The following is a 22057-nucleotide window of genomic DNA, read 5'->3' on the forward strand; positions in this document are numbered from 1 at the left end:
TAAATTATGTTTAGTAAAGAAAACAAAAAAACTAGTGAAAACAAAGTGTCAGAAAGAAATATAATAGGAAGAAATACTCAGATAATGGGTGATATCATTTCAGAAGGAGATTTTAGAATTGATGGAACTTTAGAGGGAACAATAAAAACAAACGGAAGAGTTATTATTGGAGAAGCAGGTTTTATAAAAGGTAAAGTAGAGTGTGAAAATGCCGATGTTGAAGGTAAATTTTCAGGAGAGTTGTTGGTATCTAACACCTTAACAATAAAAACATCTGCTAATATTAATGGAGATGTTGTTATTGGAAAACTTTCGGTAGAGCCTGGAGCATCATTTAATGCAACATGTGCAATGAAGGGCGCTGTAAAGGAGTTAAATAAAGATGAACAAAAAAGAAAAGAAAAAACCGCTTAATAAATTTATTCAGTTTACAGGTATTGCTTTTCAAATGGGTCTAATCATTTATTTGGGTAACTTACTCGGAGAATGGTTAGACCTCTTGTATTCAAATAAAGATAAGTTATATACGAAATTATGCACTTTATTTGCTGTTTTAGGAGCAATGCTTTCTGTAATTATTCAAGTATCAAAAATTTCAAAAGAAAATGATTAAACGAATTTTATATTTAATTTTAACTGTAATTATTTTATTTTTAGTGAGTTATAGTGTGCATGAATATGTTTTAACTTTAAAAGAAGTAAATTTACCATATTCATTACTTTCGATATATATATTCCACGTAATTGCAACAATTATAATATATGTTTCTTTAGAGTTTTTAGCAGATAATTTACCCAATGAAGCTGGTTATGGATATTTAGCTTTTATGTTGTTAAAAATTGGCTTTTTCTTACTAATATTTCAAGACACTGTGTTTGGTGAGGAGAAATTAGTAAAGCTAGAAAAGGTATCTTTAGTGATTCCTTTATTTATATTCCTAGCAACAGAAGCTATTGTTGTTTCAAAGCTGTTGAACAACAAGTAGTTTACTTTAGATGGTTATTTATAAAACAAAGAAAAAACTAAGATAAAAAAACGGTTTGTAGTTTTAATTAAATGTGTACCTTTGCACCGAAATTTACAGACCAAAAACTATATTTAGCAAGGTATGATGGTAGCAAACAAAACTATCAAGTTTATATTGGCTTTAGCCTTAGTATTTACTTCATTAACATCTTTTTCAAAAGATCAAAGCAATCCGCAAAATGATGGTGGAAGAGTTAATACAGAAAAAGAAATTGATGCTTACATTAAGCATCACCTGGCAGATTCTCACGATTTCTCTCTGTTTTCTTATACAAATGATACAAACGAGCGTGTGCATGTAGGTTTTCCTTTACCTGTAATTGTATGGACAAGTAAGGGGTTAAAAACATTTATGTCTTCAAAGTTTCATCATAACGATGACGGAAAATTGATAGTAGATGCGGGAGATGTTAAATTGACTAAAATTCACAGTAAAATTTATGAGTTAAACGAAGGAGCTAATGAGGTGACTTTTGATGAGGCTCATCATGCAACAAATGCACACAAAGTTTTAGATTTTTCAATCACTAAAAGTATTTTTGGAATGTTTTTAGCAGGGTTGTTAATGCTTTTCGGATTTAGATCTTTAGCAAAAGGATACAAAAAAGGCCCGATTCCAACAGGATTTGCTCGTGTTTTAGAGCCTTTAGTTATCTACGTAAGAGATGAAATAGCAAGACCTAATATTGGTGAAAAGCATTACCGTAAATTTATGGGGTTCTTGTTAACTGTCTTTTTCTTTATTTGGATTTTGAATTTATTAGGGTTAACTCCATTAGGGTTTAACGTTACAGGACAAATAGCTGTGACGGTGTGTTTAGCTTTAATGACTTTCCTAATTGTTCAGTTTAGCGGAAATAAAGATTATTGGAAACATATTTTTTGGATGCCAGGAGTACCTACAGTTATGAAAATTGTTTTAATGCCAATTGAGGTGTTAGGAATGTTTACAAAACCATTTTCATTATTAGTTCGTTTGTTTGCAAATATTACAGCAGGACACTCAGTAGTAATGGGTATTGCAGCATTAATGATTATTTTAAAAGCAAAGTTTGGAACTGCGGGAGCAACCGGAATTTCATTTGTTTTAACCTTATTTTTAACATTAATTGAAGTGTTAGTAGCCTTCTTACAAGCATATATATTTACAATGTTATCATCATTGTTTATAGGTATGGCAGTTGAGGAGCATGATCATCATTAAGGATGATTATTTAGAGTAGAGAATTTGTTTAATTTATATATAAATCAATTATTATGACAGGTCTTAATTTAGTAGGAGCAGGTTTAATCGTAATCGGAGCAGGATTAGGATTAGGTAAAATCGGAGGAAGTGCAATGGAAGCTATCGCACGTCAACCAGAAGCAGCTGGGAAAATCCAGACAGCAATGATTATTATCGGTGCATTATTAGAAGGTTTAGCATTTGGTGCTTTACTTTTAGGATAATAGTATTCGAAAAAAAGTTAATACTCCTGCAACGATTGGTTGCAGGAAGTATTTTAAAAAAAAATTAAACAAAAAAGTAATAAAATATAATGGGAATATTTAACGATTTTTCAGTTGGGTTGTTTTTTATGCAACTTGTAATTTTAAGTGTATTAATTTTCTTATTGGCAAAATTTGCTTGGAAACCAATATTAAGCTCTTTAAATGATAGAGAAGAAGGTATTCAAAATGCATTAGACGAAGCTGAAAACGCTCGTAAAGAACTTCAAAATTTACAAGCTGATAATGATAAATTATTGAAAGAAGCACGTGCAGAGAGAGATTCAATGTTAAAAGAAGCTCGTGATATTAAAGAAAGTATCATTGCAGAGGCAAAAGAAGAAGCACAAGAGCAAACATCTATTATGATTGAAAACGCCAAAGCAACAATCAAACAAGAACAACAAGCTGCAGTCGCTGAATTAAAAAAGAACGTAGCAGAATTATCAATAGGTATCGCTCAATCTGTTGTTAAAAAAGAATTAACTTCTCAAGGAAATCATTTAAAACTTGTTGAAGAAATGTTAGAAGACGTTACTTTAAATTAAGTCAACCGATGAAAGGAACAAGAACAGCATTACGTTACGCAAAAGCAATATTAAATTTAGCTAAAGAAAACAATAATGACTCTTTAGTAAACGATAATATGAAGTTAATCGTTGAAACTATTGCAGGAAGTAATGATTTAGAAACAATGCTTAAAAGCCCTGTAATTAAAGCTGCAGATAAACGCAAGGTTTTAACTGCACTTTTTGGCGATAAAGTAGATACTATTGTAAAAGGTTTATTTAACTTATTAGAAGAAAATAAACGTATGCTAATGTTAGCACCAATTGCAAAGCAATATTCAATTATTTACGATTACGATAAAAGAATACAAATTGCTAAAGTTACTACCGCAGTCGCTTTAACAAAAACTTTAGAAGATAAAATACAAGCTAAGATTGTAGAAATTACAGGAAATAGTGCTAGTATAGAGAATATAGTAAATCCGAATATTATAGGAGGATTTATTTTACGTGTTGGAGATGTGCAATATGATGCAAGTATCTCTAATCAATTTAATGAATTAAGAAGAGAATTTGACAATAGTCATTACATTCCACAAATTTAATTATACATCAAAAGAAATAAGATGGCAGCAATTAAACCAGCTGAAGTTTCAGCAATTTTAAAGGAACAATTAACAAATTTCGAGTCTAAAGCTTCATTAAATGAAGTAGGTACCGTATTACAAGTAGGTGATGGTATTGCTCGTGTATATGGTTTGTCTAATGTACAATATGGTGAATTAGTAGAATTCGATAACGGATTAGAAGGTATCGTGTTAAACTTAGAAGAAGATAATGCAGGTGTTGTATTATTAGGAGCTTCTACATCAGTAAGAGAAGGATCAACTGTAAAACGTACAGAAAGAATTGCTTCTTTAAGAGCTGGAGAAGGAATTGTAGGGCGTGTTGTAAATACATTAGGTCAGCCAATTGATGGTAAAGGACCAATTGAAGGAACAACTTATGAAATGCCATTAGAGCGTAGAGCTCCTGGGGTAATTTATAGAGAGCCTGTAACTGAACCAATGCAAACAGGTATTAAGTCTATTGATGCAATGATTCCAGTAGGTCGTGGTCAACGTGAGTTGATTATTGGTGACCGTCAAACAGGTAAATCAACAGTAGCTATTGATACTATTTTAAATCAAAAAGAATTTTATGATGCAGGGCAACCAGTGTACTGTATCTACGTAGCTATCGGTCAGAAAGCTTCAACAGTAGCAGCTATTGCTAATATGTTAGAAGAAAAAGGAGCTTTAGCATATACAACAATCGTTGCTGCAAATGCATCTGATCCTGCACCAATGCAGGTATATGCACCATTTGCAGGAGCTGCAATTGGAGAATATTTCCGTGATACTGGTAGACCAGCTTTAATTGTTTATGATGATTTATCTAAACAAGCAGTTGCTTACCGTGAGGTATCTTTATTATTAAGAAGACCACCGGGACGTGAGGCATACCCTGGAGATGTATTTTACTTACACTCAAGATTATTAGAACGTGCAGCAAAGGTTATCAACGATGATAAAATTGCTGGTGAAATGAACGATTTACCAGATTCTTTAAAAGGAATCGTAAAAGGTGGAGGTTCTTTAACTGCATTACCAATTATTGAAACACAAGCAGGAGACGTTTCAGCATACATTCCAACAAACGTAATTTCGATTACTGATGGACAGATTTTCTTAGAATCAGATTTATTTAATTCAGGAGTTCGTCCAGCAATTAACGTAGGTATTTCAGTATCACGTGTTGGAGGTAACGCTCAAATTAAATCAATGAAAAAAGTATCTGGTACTTTAAAGTTAGATCAAGCTCAGTATCGTGAATTAGAAGCATTTGCTAAGTTTGGTTCAGATTTAGATGCTGCTACTATGAATGTGATTTCTAAAGGACAACGTAATGTTGAAATTTTAAAGCAAGCACAAAACGATCCTTTTACCGTAGAAGATCAGGTTGCAATTATCTATGCAGGTTCTAAAAACTTGTTAAAAGATGTGCCTGTAAACAAGGTAAAAGAATTTGAAAGAGATTATATCGAGTATTTAAATGCAAAGCACAGAGATACTTTAGATACCTTAAAAGCAGGTAAATTAACTAATGAAGTAACAGATGTGTTAACTTCAGCAGCAGCAGAAGTATCTGCTAAATTTTCAGCTTAATAAAAGATTTTAGTATTAAGTATTGAGAGTATTCTCAGTACTTAATACTTAATGCTAAATACTATTTGTATGGCAAACTTAAAAGAAATACGTAACAGAATTACTTCAATTAAATCAACAATGCAGATTACCTCTGCCATGAAAATGGTATCGGCTGCAAAGTTGAAAAAAGCTCAAGATGCAATTACAGCAATGCGCCCGTATTCATCTAAGCTTACTGAATTATTACAAAGCTTAAGTGCTACTTTAGATAGTAATGCTGGCGGAGCATATTCAACACAAAGAGAGGTAAATAAAGTATTACTAGTTACCGTTACTTCAAACAGAGGTTTATGTGGTGGTTTTAACTCATCTATAGTTAAAGAAACTATTAAAACTATTGATAATAAATACAATGGTGTTACTGTTGATTTATTTACCATTGGTAAAAAAGCACACGATATTTTATCAAAAGAGTACAAAGTTATAGAAAATAGAAATGATATTTTTGATGACTTAACCTTTGATAATGTAGCAGTAATTGCAGAGCAATTAATGGATTTATATGTAGATGGTTCTTACGATAAAATAGAGCTTGTTTACAATCAATTTAAAAATGCTGCAACACAAATACCACAAGTAGAGCAATTTTTACCAATAGAACCAGTAGAAAGCGATGAAAATGTAAATTTAGATTACATCTTTGAGCCTTCTAAAGAAGAAATTGTATTAGAATTGATTCCAAAGTCTTTAAAAACACAATTATACAAAGCAATTCGCGATTCATTTGCTGCTGAACACGGTGCTCGTATGACTGCAATGCATAAGGCTACAGATAATGCAACTGAATTACGTGACGAATTATTATTAACGTATAATAAAGCACGTCAGGCTGCTATTACCAACGAAATTTTAGAAATTGTTGGTGGTGCAGAAGCATTGAATAATTAAGCAAATAGCAATTATTTTATATTAAAAATCGAATCATGAAAGTGATTCGATTTTTTTTATGTTTAAAATCTTGTTCTAAAACAGTTATTTATTATTCTTTGAAGCTAAAACCTGCTTTCACTACTCGCTTTTTTCATACTTCAAAAGAGCTCAAACAAACCGTTCAATCAGGGCTAAGTTATTTAATTGTGTATATTGTTAATATAAAAACTTCTCTACTTCTTTTTGAATAGCTTTAGCATCAATACCACAAATTTCTTGAAGTTGTTTTATAGTTCCATGATGAAAGAAATTATCAGGAATCCCTAAAACTTTAATTATTCCTTTATACTTTTTTTCAACAGCATATTCTAAAATACTAGTACCAAATCCACCTTTAATAGTTCCATCTTCAATAGTGATAATAGTATCAAACTTATTGAAAATAATATTTAGTAAACTAACATCTAAAGGTTTTATAAAACGCATATCATAATGCGCAACGGAATCTTTGTTTTTTAACAGATTTGTAGCCTCAGAAACGTTATTAGCAATTGTGCCAACAGAAAGTATAGCGAGTTTGTTTCCATCTTTTAAACAGGTTCCTTTACCTATTTTAATTTTTTTAAACGGAAGTTGCCAATTTTCTAATTTTCCGTATCCTCTAGGGTACCGAATTGCTATCGGTTTTTTTAAACCTAATTGTGCTGTATATAAAATATTTCGCAATTCAATTTCGTTGCGAGGTGCAAAAATTAATAAGTTCGGAATGCAATTTAAATATGCTAAATCAAATACTCCGTGATGCGTAGCACCATCTTCACCAACCAAACCAGCTCTGTCTAAACAAAATACTACGGGTAAATTTTGTAAAGCAACATCATGAATTATTTGATCATAGGCACGTTGTAAAAAGGTAGAGTAAATATTACAAAAAGGAATCATTCCTTGGGTTGCCATACCAGCCGCCAATGTAACAGCGTGTTGTTCGGCAATACCAACATCAAAAGTACGTTCGGGAAATTCATCTAACATTCGCTTTAATGAGCTTCCGGTTAACATTGCAGGTGTAATACCTACAATTTTATCGTTTTTATGTGTTAGTTCAACAATTGTTTTTCCGAAAACATCTTGAAACTTAGTAAATTTACTCGCTTCTTTTGGCAAAACATCGCCAGAAATTTTATCAAACTTTCCAGGTGCATGATACTTTACTTGATCTAATTCTGCTTGTCGTAAGCCTTTTCCTTTGGTGGTAATTACATGTAAAAATTTAGGTCCTTTTACTTGTTTTAAACGGTTTAATTCTGATATAAGTTCATCAAAATTATGTCCATCAATTGGCCCTGAATAATCAAAGTTTAAGGCTTCAAAAATATTATGTTGCTCAATATCTGATCTTGTTGCTTTAATTCTAGTCAAATAATCTTTTAAAGCACCTACAGAAGGGTCGATTCCAATAGCATTGTCGTTTAAAATGACTAATAAGTTGGCATTGGTATCACCTGCATGGTTTAAAGCTTCAAAAGCCATTCCGCTTGCAATAGAAGCATCACCAATAATAGCGATATGATGCTTATCGTTTCCTTGTAGTTTAGACGCAATTGCCATACCCAAAGCAGCCGAAATTGAAGTTGATGAATGCCCAACCCCAAAAGCATCGTAGGTGCTTTCGCTTCTTTTTGGAAACCCTGAAATACCACCTAGTTGACGATTGGTATGAAAAACATCTTTTCTACCAGTTAAAATTTTATGTCCATAGGCTTGATGACCAACATCCCAAACTAATTGATCGTTTGGAGTATCGAACAAATAATGCAAAGCTATGGTAAGTTCTATTACCCCTAAACTTGCACCTAAATGACCTTCTTTTGTAGCAATTATATCAATAATAAATTCACGTAATTCTTTTGCCAATAAAGGCAATTCATCCGAAGATAATAGCCTTACATCCGAAGGAAAATTTATATTTTGTAATAGCTTTTTTGGCATAGTACAAATGTAATACCTTTTTAAATTCAAAACAGCACCAATACATTGCTAAAAGAGTCAATTTTGTAACTTCGAGTGAATTTTAAGATTGAAATGTATAAAAATTTGTATAGAGAAGTAAATTATGTAGAATTTTTAATTATACATCGATACAATTTTTGTGTCTCAAAATTACTCAAGCTCACAAAACCATAGTTTTTTACATGACATTTGTAAAATTTAAAAAGATACTAAAACTTTGTTGTAGCTTTGCTGTATGAGCAAATTGTATTTGGTACCAACACCTATTGGAAATTTAGAAGATATTACCTTAAGAGCACTTAGAATTTTAAAGGAAGTGGATTTTATTTTGGCGGAAGATACGCGTACAAGCGGAAAATTATTAAAGCATTTTGAGATTGCAACACAAATGTACAGTCATCATATGCATAATGAGCATAAATCGGTTGAAGGTGTTTTAAATAGATTGAAAAATGGTGAAACTTGTGCTTTAATTTCTGATGCCGGAACGCCTGCAATTTCTGATCCTGGATTTTTATTAACGCGTGCTTGTGTACAGCAAGATATTGCGGTGGAATGTTTACCGGGCGCTACAGCTTTTGTACCTGCGTTGGTAAATTCTGGTTTACCGAATGATAAATTTGTTTTTGAAGGATTTTTACCCGTAAAAAAAGGACGTCAAACGCGTTTAACTTTTTTATCAGAAGAAAATCGTACGATGATATTTTATGAGAGTCCGCATAAATTATTAAAAACCTTAACGAATTTTAGCGAGTATTTTGGTGAGGACAGACAAATATCAGTTTCTAGAGAATTGACAAAAATGTTTGAAGAAACCAAGCGAGGAACAGTAAAAGAAGTGTTATCATATTATACGGAAAAACCCGCCAAAGGCGAAATTGTGATTGTTGTTGATGGTAAAAAGTAGTTAAATAAGTTTATATTCAGGATAATGTTCTTCAAGTAACTCTTCTGATTTATTTGGAATAACAATTAATGTAATATACCCAACCAACATTGTAAAAACGATTAAAAATGCCGATAACCACCGGCTAAATTCATTCATTTCTGTAAAACCATTATCGTGTGGTAAAAACAAATCATAAGTATAAAATATAATTAACGCTAAGTTTCCTAAACTTTGCTTTAAATAAATGTCTTCTAACAACCATTTTTTACCCGTTAATGCCACTTTTTTATTGATTTTTCTTTTTGACTGAAATATTTTAATAGTATCTAAAAGGATAACTGTAAAAAAGATTCCAGTATAAATATAATATGCATTTGGTATTTGTTGTAGTAAATAAAATAATACAACGATACAAAACGTAAGTATAATTTTAGGCAACATAAACCATTGTTTTACAAAACTTAAAATAAGCTTGAAGTACTTTTTATTTAATTGTACTATTTTTTGATCAACAACATCCATAAACCCAAATATCCCGAATTTTTTAAAAGAGATATCTCTAGCTTGCTCAAAAGATAAGGTTGGACTTTCTTCCCAAATAAGCTCAATATCATTAGCTAAATGATCTACCAATTCGGTTTGTACATCGTAATGCTCAACATAATGTTGACGTGTGAATTTGTATAATTGCTCTATGTTTTGTTCGGTAAGTTTCATGTCTATTAGATTAGATATTTATACTTATTTTCAATATTTTCTTTTTTCGACTCAAAACTTTTAAACAATAAAAATGTTAAGTAAAGAGCTGTTATTTGAATGTATATAAGCCAGTTATTATTAATACTATTTATCCATATTGGTATATATGCTAACCCAGTAAATAATGAAATATATGTTTGCACAAATTTTATATTTCCATATTTTTTAACCAATTTACTCAAAGAAGAAGTGCCTATAAAAAACATAACTAAAGAAAAACCATACAATAAATAAAGAGTATATTCAGTATTATATTGACTTAAGTTAGGTATTAATGTTAGAATTAAAATAAGAATTATTAAGTTTTTAGGATAAATACTAAGCCTTAAAATATCTTTACTTATCGTTTTAACATCGCCCCAAAATCTTCTTTTTACAATTTTTTCATATTTTTTTTGCAGTGCATCTTTTTTACTCAACATGTATTTAACAAAAACGGTTTGAAAGCGTTGATTTTCGAAAAAAGCATCAGTATCACTTACTTTTTCTTCAATTTCGGAAGCAATATGATCAACCATTTCATAACGGATATCAATATATTCAACACCAATTCCTTCTAAAAAATCGTTAATTCTTTTGGTTTGTTCTTGGGTTAGTTGCATAGTTTATAGAGATAATTCTTTTTTCATATTTTCAACTCTAGTAAGTGCTTTTTTGTATGTTTTATACCCAGCATAAGTAGTAACAAATAAGATAGGTATAAATACTATAAAGGCGGTTATTCGAATTTCAGTAGATAAATCTTTTAGAAATTGAATAGGAAGCATCATCATTAAAAAAGCAAAAGAAAAATAACTTACACCATAATCTAGGTTTACTGACCTTCCATACTTTTTAAATAATTGTTTTGCTGTAACAAAAAAGAAAAAAAGCATTGGTGATATTAATAATCCTAAGCTTATTAATTCGAAAATATTGAAAGCAATAAAATTCGAAATAATGTATAACAAAATTGAAAACAGTACATAAATTGTTATGTTTTTAAATGACTTAAAAACAGCTGTAATTTCTGTAAAATATTCTTTTCTATATTTTCTATTGGCGTTTTGCCAGCCTAAAGTATTTACACCAAATAAACCTCCATTCCAATTTAACTTTCTTAGTGATTTTTCTAATTCAACCTTAAAATCATTAGTTGTAGCATTACTTTCCATGTTAGAAACTATATGATCTACCATTTCAATACGTAAATCCCAGTATTTAATACCTCGTTTTTTTAAACGATTATCTATTTGCTGTATTTGTTCGTTAGTTATCTGCATATAGTCTTAATGAATGTTTTTTGATTTTATAATAACTTGCGCTACGTCAACCTGAACTTGTTTCAGGTTCTCATCATAACATGTTGTTTATTATGATGATGTGATTCTGAAATAAATTCAGAATGACTTTTTAATATCATTTATTCTGTTAAATATTGATATTTTGCATTAATTTTATTCTTTTGACTAAGGAGTACTTTACATAGTAAAAAAACTAAATAAATAAATATTGTGTGTGTATATAATTTCCATAATTCAAAATGCTTTTCAGAATAAATAGTAAAAGGGTTATTTATAATGTATAAAGGGATATATGATATAAAACCAAGTAAAAGTGTATAAGACTGGACTAATTTAATATGACCATATTTTTTAAAAATTCGATGTAATGTATAACCATTATAGGAATAAAGAGCAACGGATAATATAAATAAGACAATTAGAGTGTTTTTTACATTAAACAAACTCAGTGAATAAGTTAATGTGATTAACAGCGTTAAAAAAGTAAGGTTTTTAACTTTAATACCTTCCTTAAAAGCATTAACACTAATTTTTTTAGTATCAGTCCAAAATTTTCTTTTAACTATTTTCTGATACTTTTTTTGCAACGCATCTTTTTTACTCAACATATACTTTACAAAAATGGTTTGAAAGCGTTGATTTTCAAAAAAAGCATCAGTATCACTTACTTTTTCTTCAATTTCAGATGCAATATGATCAACCATTTCGTAACGGATATCAATATAATCAACACCAATTCCTTCTAAAAAATCGTTAATTTTTTTTGTTTGTTCTTGGGTTAACTCCATCTTACTCCAAGCTAAATTTAGGATTCACCAATTGTTGCATTGTATTTAAAAACTCTTGCATTTCTGATAATTTATTAGCGGTTTCTTTGGTGCCGTTTTCGGTAAGTTTATAATATTTACGTAAACGATTACCAACTTTAGCAACTTCTACATCTAACAAACCTTCGGCTTCTAATTTATGTAAGGCAGGATACAAAGCGCCTTCGGTAATCTTTAATTCCCCTTTGGTTAGCTCTTTTACTTTTTGTGTAATTTCATATCCGTACATTTTATCATTTTGTGCCAATAGCTTTAAAATAATAGTTTGTAACGAACCTTTATATAATTTTTGATTTCCCATAATAAATTCTGTTATACCTAAAAAACTTAGGTATACAAATATACATAATTTTCTTATGTATAAAATTCTTAGGTATTATTTTTATGTTATTCCTAACAAAAGGTTCGTTTACTATTGCTTATTTTTGCGTTTATAAAAAGAATAAATGTCTACATTTCATAAACTAACGATAGAAAAAATAATAAAAGAAACTGCCGACGCTGTTTCTATTTTATTTACAGTTCCTGCCCAATTAAAAGAAGCATACACTTATGTTGCAGGTCAATATATTACCATTAAAACGACCCTGAACGATCAAGAAATTAGAAGAGCTTATTCTATTTGTGCCTCACCAAATTCCAATCAAATTAAGGTTGCAGTTAAGGCGGTAGAAAAAGGAGTTTTTTCTACGTATGCAACTACAAAACTAAAAGAAAACACAATTTTAGAGATTTCTGAACCTGAGGGTAAATTTATATTAGAGCCTACGGCGGATAAAAATTACCTTGCTTTTGCTGCAGGTAGTGGAATTACACCTGTTTTATCAATGATAAAAGCTGTATTAGAAAATGAGCCATCATCAACTTTTACATTAATTTTTGGGAATAAAAAGGCAGAAACTACTATTTTTTACGAAGAGTTAAATGCTTTAGAAGATCAGTATAAACAGCAATTTAATTTACATTATATTTTTAGTAAAGAGGTTAAAAGCAATACCAAATTAGGGCGTATCGATAAAAATAATGTAAATGATATTATAAAAGATATTCATAAAGATATTTCTTTTGATGCTGCTTATTTATGTGGGCCAGAGGCTATGATTAATTTAGTATCTGAAACTTTACAAGAAAACGGATTTAACGAAGAGCAAATCAATTTTGAGTTATTTACCGCAAGCACAACATCTGAAGAAATTCCGCTTACCTATCCTGATGGAAAATCGGAAATTACTGTTTTATTAGATGACGAAGAAACTACTTTTGCGATGGAAAAAACCGATACTATTTTATCGGCTTCTTTGCGTAATAAATTAGATGCTCCATATTCTTGTCAAGGAGGTGTTTGTAGTAGTTGTATTGCTAAAGTTACTGAAGGAAAAGCGGTAATGTCTAAAAATTCTATTTTATCTGATGGTGAATTAGAAGAAGGGTTTATATTAACCTGTATGGCACACCCTACAACCCCGAAAGTAGTAGTTGATTTTGATGATGTTTAGTAGTTAATATATATTAACATCTGTATAGTATATAATTTTTAACGTCATTCCGAATTTATTTCGGAATCTCATTACATAACTAAACAATGATTTGTGATGAGAACCTGAAACAAGTTCAGGTTGACGAATGGAGTTTGTCATTTATTACAAATAGTCATAAACACATATTTAATAATGGATTTTTACGATTTTAAAAACGCTTTTTTAGTAGGAGTTTTTATGGCTTTTATGATTGGGCCAGTATTTTTTATGCTATTAAAAACAAGTGTTTTAAAAGGTGCAAGAGCAGCTATAGCTTTTGATATAGGAGTAATTTTAGGAGATATTTCTTTTATGTTAATAGCCTATTTTGGTAGTAGAAGTTTGTTAGAAAAAATAAAAGACGATCCTAGATTATTTTTAATTGGAGGCTTGGTACTTATTGTTTATGGCTTAATAACATATTTAGATAAAAACAATAAAAAGGAAACCGAAGCACCTGATGTAACTTTACCAGAAAGTAATAATTATTTTAAATTATTTTTAAAAGGTTTCTTTTTAAACTTTATAAATATTGGAGTATTGGCTTTTTGGTTAGGTTTAATTGTTGTTGTTGGACCTACCTATGACATGAATCCAAGGTATTTATTTTGGTATTTTGCAACTGTAATTTTAGGATATGCATTTACCGATTTAGGCAAAATTTTACTAGCAAAACAGCTAAAAAGTAAATTAACCCCGTTGGTTATTTATAGAATAAAACGAGGTATGGGAATTTTACTAATTGTTTTCGGAGCTGTTTTAATGCTAAAAGGTTTTATTCCTAAAGAAAAAATTGACGATTTATTAGATAGCGTTAAAATTGAACATTCGGCTAAAAACCAATAATCATTTTAGCAATCCAAAAGTAAATAAGAATTCCAAAAATATCATTACTCGTTGTAATAAAAGGCCCTGTTGCAATAGCAGGATCAATACCTCTTTTATCTAGAAATAACGGAATAAAAGTACCGATTAAACCGGCTACAATTATTACTACAAAAAGCGAAATAGAAATAGCGGTAGCAACATTTAAATCTTGCTCTGTTGCAAAAATAAAGAAGAACAATAAAATAGCTAAAGCCAATCCGTTTACCATTGCTAATGATACTTCTTTTAATAATCGATCGGTAATACTACCTTTAACATCATCATTTGCTAAACCCTGTACAATAATTGCTGATGATTGCACTCCTACATTACCTGCCATGGCGGCGATTAAAGGTGTAAACATAAATAAAATTGCATTTTCGGATATTGCATCTTCAAAAAAGCCCATAATACTTGCGGCACCAACACCACCAATTAACCCTAAAAATAACCAAGGCAAACGTGCTCTTGTAAGTTCTAAAATGGTATCATCAGCTTCTACATCTTGTGTAATACCGGCTGCTAATTGGTAATCTTTATCAGCTTCTTCCTTTATCACATCAACAATATCATCAATGGTAATACGTCCAACCAAAACTCCTAATTCATCAACAACAGGAATGGCTTCTAAATCGTATTTACGCATGATGTTAGCAACGTCTTCGGCTTCATCGGTAACAGTAACAAAATCTACTTTTGGTATGTATACATCGGCAATTGTTGCTTTAGCCTCAGCCATTAATAAGTCTTTTAAAGATAAACGACCTTTTAATTTTCCACTATTATCAATAACGTAAATTGAATGTACTCTGGTAACTTCTTCGGCCTGAATACGCATTTCTTTTACACAACGAGGCACCGACCAGTTTTCGTTAACTTTTACTAATTCTTTAGCCATTAATCCACCTGCAGAATCTTCGTCGTAGCGTAATAATTCTACAATTTCTTTGGCATGTTCATCATCTTCAATTTCTTGCATTACAGCTTTTTTCCTTTTTTCAGGAAGTTCAGCAATAACATCGGCAGCATCATCAGTGTCAAGCTCATCAATTTCTTCCGCAATTTCTTTGGCGGTTAGTTGTTCTAGTATTTTTTCTCGAACATCATCATCAACATCCATTAACACTTCGGCAGTGGTTTCACTGTCTAATAAACGGATGATGTAAACGGCTTCATCAAAGGATAATTCGTCTAATATTTCAGCAATATCAGCATGGTGCATGCCGTTAAATAATTGATTAAGCGCATCGTTATTTTTATTTTCGATGTACTGTGTTACATTATTTAGAAGTTCTTGGGTGATTTCAAATGCCATCTATTGTGATTTTATTGGATAACCGATATTTGAATATTAAAATTCAAAAATACTACATTTTATTTCGAATAAGCTTTACTTATTGTCTTCAGAAATTTTTCTTGTTAATTCAATAAAGCGCTCAACAGAAAGTTGTTCTGGACGCATGGTAAAAATAGGATCTTCTTTTAAAATATCTGAAAGGTTGAAAGATTTTAAACTAGATCGCAACATTTTTCTTCGTTGATTAAAGGCTGTTTTTACGACTCTAAAAAATAACTTTTCATCAACAGGTAAGGTGTAATTTTCTTTTCTGATAAGTCTAATAACACCCGAATCTACCTTTGGTGGTGGATTAAATACTGTTGGCGGAACGGTAAATAAATATTCAACATCATAGAAAGCTTGTGTTAAAACAGACATGATTCCGTATACTTTACTTCCTTCTTTTTCAGCAATTCTTTTAGCTACTTCCTTTTGAAACATTCCAGAAAATTCAGGAACAAACTCCCTGTTTTCAATTGCTTTAAAAACAATTTGAGTTGAAATATTGTAAGGGAAATTACCAATAATAGCAACTTGTTGTTGTTTAAAAGTATCTACAATGTTTTTTTTAAGAAAATCACCTTCAATAATTGTAAAGTTATCTTTGGTAGTGTTTAGTTTTATGTGTTCTAACGGAAAAGTATCATGTAAATATTCTACTGATTCAGAATCGAGTTCCATTACTGTTACTTTTGGTTTTTTAGCTAACAAGTATTTTGTTAAAACTCCCATTCCTGGACCAATTTCTAAAACATTATCATAGCCATTTTCAGTTAACGAATCGGCTATTTTTTTTGCGATGTTTTCATCGGTTAAAAAATGTTGTCCTAAATGTTTTTTTGCTTTTACGGTCATGGTTTAAGGTGTAAAAAGAATTAAAAAAGACTGTTTTAAATAATTATTGATTTGCTGCAGGATCTTTTAAACCTAAAGATAAAAGACCAACTCCAATTCCGAAACCTGTAAAGAAACCACCAACGGTTTCCCAAGGTTCTTTTCCGTACCTATAGTATGCTAAAAATATTCCTAAAACAGTTAAAATAATACCTATGTATAAAATAATTCTTCTGTTTTTATAAATTTTTTCCTTCATGTTAATTACTAGCTACCGTAGGAAAAAACTCTTTAACTATTTTTAATTCGGTACGAAAGGCTAACATTTTATCTGCAAATTTTTGCATGCCCGCAATACGAAGTTTTTCAGCATCATTTTTATAATAGTTATCTAAATTTTCACGAGTTTTAGCTGTGTATTGAACAGAGTAAGTTACGCCACCCATTTCTTCTTCAACTAAAACCTGTGTCATTTTTGCGCTTAAAAAATGGCCAGTTGCTAAAACTTCAGGAATATGATTTTCCATCCAAATTAACCATTCGTTATGAATGCTTTCGTCTATATTTATAGTTACATTGTATATATACATTTTGTTATTTAATGTAAAGATGTAGCAATTATATAATATAGCAATAATTGCTATACTAACTTATTGGTACATTGATTAATTAATTAGGTCGCCTCTTAGTTTTCTAAACTTTTTACGAGCATCTATTAAATAGATGCTAGAAGCGTGGTCAAAAATAATCTTTTGATAGTATTCTTTAGCCTTTTCGAGCTTATTTAATTTTATGTTATACAATTCGGCTAATTGATAATATACATCATCAATATAAATTCCTTTTGTATCTAAAGCAATTATTTTTTCATAGTTCAAAATTGCTTCATCGTACTTTTTTAATTTTGACAATAACGTTGCTTTTTTATACAAAGCTTCGTCTTCAATAGGCTGCCCTTTGTACTTTGTAATAACTTCGTTTAAAAGACTAATTGCTTGCTCGTTTTTATTTTGGAAGGCTAATAAATCGGCCTTTGCGTATTCTTCTAAGCCTGAAGCAATGCTATCTTTTGGTTGATTGTCTGAAATTGTTAAAAACAAATTTGCCGCGTCGTTAGCAATTAATTGTGTTGCTGATCCTTTTAATACTTTTAGCTGTGCTTTTGCCCATTTAAAATCATTTTTAAAATAAGAGGTTTGTGCAACTTTAAAACGTGCTTCTTGACCTATATAATGATTTTTGAAGAGTGTTTGAACTTGAGAAAAGTAAATTAACCCCTTGTTAAACTTATCCATATAAACAAAAACATCACCAAGTTTAAGTTTTATAGTAGCTTTTATAAACTTTGAATTGGTAAAGTTTAATGCATTTTTTAAAATAGCAGATGCTTCTTTTGGATTGTTCTTTGTAAAAGTTAAGTAATTGGCATATTCCACCTGTGTAAAAAGAGTTTTAGAATTAATTCCATACTCTTTGAAGATGGAATTAAAACGTTCATCTACATCAGGTTGTTTTATATCAATTGCTATTTTTAAGTTGTTGTTTATGGCATTGAACTTATCTCTTGGATAATTTGTTTTCTCAATAATAAGATCAAAACACTTCTTTGCAGTTTCATAGTCTTTATTCTTTAGAGCTATTTTACCTAAATCATTAATTTTACCTAAATTATCAGGGTTTCTTGCAAGTAGTGCCTTGTTTTGGATAAGGGCTTTGTTGTATTGTTTTTGTTTTACAAATAACCAAGCTAATAAGTCGTTCCAAATATCCTTAGGATTACTGATAGATTTTCGTAATAATGCTTTTTTAAATAAAATATTATTTTCATTTTCGGCATCATCATTAATGTATTTACTAGTATAACGTTTTACATTATTAAGATATTTTTCGTTTTTATCAACTAAATTAATGTATGAAGCAAACATTTTAGGGAAATCGCCTTTTTCACCATGAATTTGTGCTAATTGAAAACCATAATTTGCTTTCGGATTATTAGTCATTATTTTATTATAGGCTTCAATTGCAAAATCTAATTTGTTGTAGTTTTTAAAAAGATTGGCAATAACGTTTCCATATTTTCCTTTCTTATTTAATGATTTTAAAGCTATTTGATAATTTTTAGTAGCTTCAATATCGTTTTGTTGGCGCTCATAATTATACCCTTTTATAACATTAAGGTAGGTTAAATCGGGTTTTTCTTTTATTTTTTTTGATAAAAAATTTTCGGCAATTAAAAACTGTTCAGTTTCTTGATAACAAGTAATAAGTCTTACTAAATAGGTGTTATTATAAGGATTTTTATTGTTTAATTGTTTGTAAAGTTGAATTGCTTTTTCATATTCATTATTTCTATAATAATTTTCAGCAAGTATATATTCATTTCGTTGCGCGTTACAAAACAAGCTAAATATGAGTAAATTAAATAGGATAATGATTTTTTTCATCTATCAAAAATAGGGAAGAAAATTGTTAAAATTGTATTAAAAGAGCTCCTTTTTTAGAAAGTCTTGTAACATTTTGGCACGAACTTTGTCTTACTTATAACAAGACCAAACAATTTATACTATGAGAAACTTAAACATACAATATCAGATAGCTAAGAATAATGCAGATCAGTTTATGAAAAACGGTCAAATAACAAAGTATTTTGAAGCATTATTAGAAATGAATAAATATAAAAGGTTAATGGTGGCTGTTGTTGCCAATTAAATAAAATTAATTCATTTTGAAGGGTGAATTACTAAAAATGCCAAGCTTCTTAATTGAAACTTGGCATTTTTTATTTTTAATATCATTCTGAATTTATTTCAGAATCTTATAAACGATTTCTGTTAATGTAAATCTAAAACAAGTTTAGGTTTAGTACTTTAGTCAATCATATCAAAACCACAATAAGGTATTAATACTTCAGGAATTTTAATTCCATCAGCAGTTTGATAATTTTCTAAAATTCCAGCTAAAACTCTCGGTAACGCTAATGAACTTCCGTTTAGTGTATGTACTAATTGACTTTTACCTTCTTTGTTTTTAAAACGTAATTTTAATCTGTTAGCCTGAAAAGTTTCAAAATTTGAAGCCGAACTAATTTCTAACCAACGCTCTTGCGCTGTTGAGTACAATTCAAAATCAAAAGTTAAGGCTGAGGTAAAACCAGTATCGCCACCACACAAGCGTAAAATACGATATGGTAATTTTAACTCGCGTAAAATATCTTTAATATGCTCAACCATTCCGTTTAAAGCTTGGTATGAATTATCAGGATGCTCTACACGAACAATTTCTACTTTATCAAATTGATGTAATCTGTTTAAGCCACGAACATGTGCACCGTAACTACCTGCTTCACGACGAAAACATGGTGTGTAACCCGTATATTTAATAGGTAAATCAGCTTCTTTTACCAAATCATTTCTATGAATATTGGTAATTGGTACTTCACCTGTTGGAATTAAATATAAATCATCAATGGTAGCATGATACATTTGGCCTTCTTTATCTGGTAATTGCCCAGTTGCAATACCTGAAGCTTCGTTTACCAAATGCGGAACTTGCATTTCTTTATAACCAGCATCTGTATTTTTATCTAAAAAATAGTTGATTAATGCACGTTGTAAACGTGCACCTTTACCTTTATAAACAGGAAAACCTGCTCCTGTAATTTTAGTTCCTAACTCAAAATCTATAATATCGTATTTTTTTGCTAGTTCCCAATGCGGTAGAGCATTGTCATCTAAATCAGGAATAATTCCTTCACTAAAAACTTTCTCATTATCTTCTTCGTTTTTTCCTGCTTTTACTGATGCATGTGGAACATTTGGAATTTGATATAATAAGTCTTGTAATTTAGAAGTTGTAAGATTTAAATCTTCCGTTAATTGCTTAGATTCTTCTTTTAACTGTCCTGTTTTTTCTTTTAAAAGGTTTGCTTTTTGAATTTCACCAGATTTAAAAAGACCGCCAATTTCTTTGGATATTTTATTAGATTCAGCCAATATATTATCTAAAGAAACTTGTGTAGCTCTACGAGTTTCATCAAAAGTCAATACATCATTAATAATTGTTTCGGCATCTGCAAAATTACGTTTTGCTAATCCGTCTAAAACAGTTTGTTTGTTTTCTCTAATAAACTGAACCTGTAACATCTTTTTAAATTTTTAAGAATCGCAAAGATATAAGAAGTAGTAGACTTTGGCAATGTATTATTTAGACTATATTTTTTCAAGTCGCATAAAAAAATCTAACATAGTTATATTAAAGTAATCACATATTTTGTGAAGCGTAAATATAGTTACATTAGTTTTTCCTTGTTCAATTCTTGCTAAATGAATGCCTGTATCAATATAAAAATCATTCAAAGTAATATTATATTCATCACGCAATGTTTTTAAACAAAGCGCTATTTTTTTTTGAGTTATTTCATATTTAGATATAGCCATTTTTTTTTCACGCCAAAATTCTAAAAAACATATTAAAACATAATGACAAGTATGTAATTATGAGTTTGTTAAAGTAATTTACTTTTGGTTTTGTAAGTTACACTTAAAGGCCAATTTAATAATTTTATTATATCTGGGGGGAATAAAAAAAATTTTAATTAGGCTTTGGTGTAACTTTTAAAAAGTTAATAGCGGTTTCTTCATCTTTTTTTAATTGGATAACTAAATCATTTACTGAATTGAATTTTTGCTCATCTCTTAAAAAATATAACAATTCAATGGTAAGCGTTTGATTGTATAAGTTGGCATTGAAATTAAAAAAATGAACTTCAATGGTTTGATGATCTCCGTTAACTGTTGGTCGGTTACCAATATTCATCATGCCGAATATAGTACTGTTATCAATTATAGATTGTACAATATAAACTCCTGTTTTAGGAATTAATTTATAGGTTTCTAAAACATTAATATTTGCGGTTGGAAACCCAATTTGTCCACCCAATTGTTTTCCATTAACTACTTTACCTGTTAATGAAAAATTATATCCTAAATAATTATTTGCCGTTTTTAGTTGTCCGTTAGCAAGGGCTTTTCTAATTTTAGTTGAACTTACCGAAACTTCATCAATATCTTGTGCTGGGATTTCTTCGACTGTGAAATCATATAAATGAGAATATTCGGTTAATTGCTCAATATTACCTTCACGGTTTTTACCAAAATGATGATCATAGCCAATAATTAATTTCGATGTGTTTAGTTGATTAACTAAAATATCACGAACAAAATCTAAGGCGGTAAGCCTTGAAAACTCTTTACTAAAAGGGTGAATAATTAAATAATCTAACCCTAGTTTTTCCAGGTATTGTGCGCGTTCATCAATTGTGTTAATCAGTTTTATAGATAAATCTTTCTGTAAAACCATCCGCGGATGCGGAAAAAAAGTTAATAAAACAGCTTTTTTATTTGTTTTCTTAGCTTCGTCAACTAATTCTTTTATGATTTTTTGATGCCCAATATGCACCCCATCAAAAGTACCAATAGTGACTATTGTTTTTTGGGTTGGAGTAAAATCGAAAATAGAGTGAATAACTTTCAAAGTAGTACAAAATTTAAGCAAAAATACAATTTGTAAAAGACCTTATATATAATTTGT

General features: G+C 30.0%; 27 protein-coding genes. 13 read left to right on the plus strand and 14 right to left on the minus strand.

Annotated elements, in window-relative coordinates:
• Positions 1-6 precede the first annotated feature (6 nt).
• The 9 genes from BA195_RS02750 to atpG all read left to right on the plus strand — a co-directional run bounded on the left by BA195_RS02750 (position 7) and on the right by atpG (position 6161).
• On the plus strand, positions 7-414 hold the full coding sequence (locus BA195_RS02750; protein ID WP_068702198.1) for a bactofilin family protein: 408 nt from the start codon (positions 7-9) through the stop codon (positions 412-414).
• Positions 383-613 (plus strand): AtpZ/AtpI family protein, encoded by a 231-nt coding sequence (locus BA195_RS02755; protein ID WP_068702200.1) that lies wholly within the window; start codon positions 383-385, stop codon positions 611-613. Before BA195_RS02750 ends, BA195_RS02755 begins: the two co-directional genes overlap by 32 nt.
• Positions 606-986 (plus strand): DUF6168 family protein, encoded by a 381-nt coding sequence (locus BA195_RS02760; protein ID WP_068702202.1) that lies wholly within the window; start codon positions 606-608, stop codon positions 984-986. The genes BA195_RS02755 and BA195_RS02760 overlap by 8 nt, the downstream gene beginning before the upstream one ends.
• A 123-nt stretch (positions 987-1109) precedes the next feature.
• A complete protein-coding gene (gene atpB / locus BA195_RS02765) occupies positions 1110-2231 on the plus strand; it encodes a F0F1 ATP synthase subunit A (protein ID WP_068702204.1) in 1122 nt (373 codons plus the stop codon).
• Between the two features lie 53 nt (positions 2232-2284).
• Positions 2285-2476, plus strand: coding sequence for an ATP synthase F0 subunit C (gene atpE, locus BA195_RS02770; RefSeq protein WP_068702206.1), 192 nt, complete (start codon positions 2285-2287; stop codon positions 2474-2476).
• An 89-nt stretch (positions 2477-2565) separates the two neighbouring features.
• On the plus strand, positions 2566-3063 hold the full coding sequence (locus BA195_RS02775; protein ID WP_068702208.1) for a F0F1 ATP synthase subunit B: 498 nt from the start codon (positions 2566-2568) through the stop codon (positions 3061-3063).
• Positions 3064-3071: 8 nt separating this feature from the next.
• Positions 3072-3629 (plus strand): ATP synthase F1 subunit delta, encoded by a 558-nt coding sequence (gene atpH, locus BA195_RS02780; RefSeq protein ID WP_068702210.1) that lies wholly within the window; start codon positions 3072-3074, stop codon positions 3627-3629.
• Positions 3630-3650: 21 nt separating this feature from the next.
• Positions 3651-5231 (plus strand): F0F1 ATP synthase subunit alpha, encoded by a 1581-nt coding sequence (gene atpA, locus BA195_RS02785; RefSeq protein ID WP_068702212.1) that lies wholly within the window; start codon positions 3651-3653, stop codon positions 5229-5231.
• 69 nt (positions 5232-5300) lie between these two features.
• Entirely contained in the window at positions 5301-6161 is an 861-nt protein-coding gene (gene atpG, locus BA195_RS02790; RefSeq protein WP_068702214.1) for an ATP synthase F1 subunit gamma, read from the plus strand.
• Positions 6162-6359: 198 nt separating this feature from the next.
• Here the strand turns inward: atpG and dxs are convergent, their stop codons facing one another.
• Complete coding sequence (gene dxs / locus BA195_RS02795; protein ID WP_068702216.1) at positions 6360-8132, minus strand: 1-deoxy-D-xylulose-5-phosphate synthase; 1773 nt, start codon at positions 8130-8132, stop codon at positions 6360-6362.
• Between the two features lie 256 nt (positions 8133-8388).
• Between dxs and rsmI the strand changes: the two genes are divergently transcribed.
• Positions 8389-9060, plus strand: a complete 672-nt coding sequence (gene rsmI, locus BA195_RS02800) for a 16S rRNA (cytidine(1402)-2'-O)-methyltransferase (protein WP_068702218.1) — start codon at positions 8389-8391, stop codon at positions 9058-9060.
• On the opposite strand, the gene BA195_RS02805 is transcribed toward rsmI, so the two are convergent.
• The 5 genes from BA195_RS02805 to BA195_RS02825 all read right to left on the minus strand — a co-directional run bounded on the left by BA195_RS02805 (position 9061) and on the right by BA195_RS02825 (position 12212).
• On the minus strand, positions 9061-9759 hold the full coding sequence (locus BA195_RS02805) for a hypothetical protein (protein WP_068702221.1): 699 nt from the start codon (positions 9757-9759) through the stop codon (positions 9061-9063).
• A gap of 5 nt (positions 9760-9764) precedes the next feature.
• Complete coding sequence (locus BA195_RS02810; RefSeq protein WP_068702222.1) at positions 9765-10403, minus strand: hypothetical protein; 639 nt, start codon at positions 10401-10403, stop codon at positions 9765-9767.
• A 3-nt stretch (positions 10404-10406) separates the two neighbouring features.
• A complete protein-coding gene (locus BA195_RS02815; protein WP_068702224.1) occupies positions 10407-11063 on the minus strand; it encodes a hypothetical protein in 657 nt (218 codons plus the stop codon).
• A gap of 140 nt (positions 11064-11203) precedes the next feature.
• A complete protein-coding gene (locus BA195_RS02820) occupies positions 11204-11872 on the minus strand; it encodes a hypothetical protein (RefSeq protein WP_068702226.1) in 669 nt (222 codons plus the stop codon).
• Position 11873: 1 nt separating this feature from the next.
• Positions 11874-12212, minus strand: a complete 339-nt coding sequence (locus tag BA195_RS02825) for a PadR family transcriptional regulator (RefSeq protein WP_068702228.1) — start codon at positions 12210-12212, stop codon at positions 11874-11876.
• Between the two features lie 145 nt (positions 12213-12357).
• On the opposite strand from BA195_RS02825, the gene BA195_RS02830 reads away from it, so the two are divergent.
• Both BA195_RS02830 and BA195_RS02835 read left to right on the plus strand, forming a co-directional pair.
• Positions 12358-13407 carry a ferredoxin--NADP reductase gene (locus tag BA195_RS02830; RefSeq protein WP_068702230.1) on the plus strand — a complete coding sequence of 350 codons (1050 nt, stop codon included), beginning with the start codon at positions 12358-12360 and terminating at the stop codon, positions 13405-13407.
• A gap of 174 nt (positions 13408-13581) precedes the next feature.
• A complete protein-coding gene (locus BA195_RS02835) occupies positions 13582-14274 on the plus strand; it encodes a LysE family translocator (RefSeq protein WP_068702232.1) in 693 nt (230 codons plus the stop codon).
• Here BA195_RS02835 and mgtE read toward each other — a convergent pair.
• The 5 genes from mgtE to BA195_RS02860 all read right to left on the minus strand — a co-directional run bounded on the left by mgtE (position 14261) and on the right by BA195_RS02860 (position 18912).
• Positions 14261-15610 carry a magnesium transporter gene (gene mgtE / locus BA195_RS02840; RefSeq protein WP_068702235.1) on the minus strand — a complete coding sequence of 450 codons (1350 nt, stop codon included), beginning with the start codon at positions 15608-15610 and terminating at the stop codon, positions 14261-14263. The genes BA195_RS02835 and mgtE overlap by 14 nt on opposite strands.
• Before the next feature lie 75 nt (positions 15611-15685).
• Positions 15686-16489: a 16S rRNA (adenine(1518)-N(6)/adenine(1519)-N(6))-dimethyltransferase RsmA gene (gene rsmA, locus BA195_RS02845; protein ID WP_068702237.1), complete on the minus strand. Its 804-nt coding sequence runs from the start codon at positions 16487-16489 to the stop codon at positions 15686-15688.
• Between the two features lie 43 nt (positions 16490-16532).
• On the minus strand, positions 16533-16727 hold the full coding sequence (locus BA195_RS02850) for a hypothetical protein (protein WP_068702239.1): 195 nt from the start codon (positions 16725-16727) through the stop codon (positions 16533-16535).
• 1 nt (position 16728) lies between these two features.
• Positions 16729-17058 carry a DUF4286 family protein gene (locus BA195_RS02855; protein ID WP_068702241.1) on the minus strand — a complete coding sequence of 110 codons (330 nt, stop codon included), beginning with the start codon at positions 17056-17058 and terminating at the stop codon, positions 16729-16731.
• A 75-nt stretch (positions 17059-17133) separates the two neighbouring features.
• A complete protein-coding gene (locus BA195_RS02860; protein WP_068702243.1) occupies positions 17134-18912 on the minus strand; it encodes a tetratricopeptide repeat protein in 1779 nt (592 codons plus the stop codon).
• Between the two features lie 121 nt (positions 18913-19033).
• Here BA195_RS02860 and BA195_RS14325 point away from each other — a divergent pair, with 121 nt between their 5' ends.
• Positions 19034-19177 carry a hypothetical protein gene (locus BA195_RS14325; protein WP_176714945.1) on the plus strand — a complete coding sequence of 48 codons (144 nt, stop codon included), beginning with the start codon at positions 19034-19036 and terminating at the stop codon, positions 19175-19177.
• 158 nt (positions 19178-19335) lie between these two features.
• Here the strand turns inward: BA195_RS14325 and serS are convergent, their stop codons facing one another.
• From serS to BA195_RS02875, 3 genes are all read right to left on the minus strand, one after another.
• Positions 19336-20610, minus strand: coding sequence for a serine--tRNA ligase (gene serS / locus BA195_RS02865; protein ID WP_068702245.1), 1275 nt, complete (start codon positions 20608-20610; stop codon positions 19336-19338).
• Between the two features lie 66 nt (positions 20611-20676).
• Positions 20677-20904, minus strand: a complete 228-nt coding sequence (locus tag BA195_RS02870; RefSeq protein ID WP_068702247.1) for a helix-turn-helix domain-containing protein — start codon at positions 20902-20904, stop codon at positions 20677-20679.
• A gap of 154 nt (positions 20905-21058) precedes the next feature.
• Positions 21059-22000, minus strand: coding sequence for a bifunctional riboflavin kinase/FAD synthetase (locus BA195_RS02875; RefSeq protein WP_068702249.1), 942 nt, complete (start codon positions 21998-22000; stop codon positions 21059-21061).
• Positions 22001-22057: the final 57 nt, after the last annotated feature.

The organism is Tenacibaculum soleae (assembly GCF_001693415.1).
Lineage (GTDB): Bacteria > Bacteroidota > Bacteroidia > Flavobacteriales > Flavobacteriaceae > Polaribacter > Polaribacter soleae.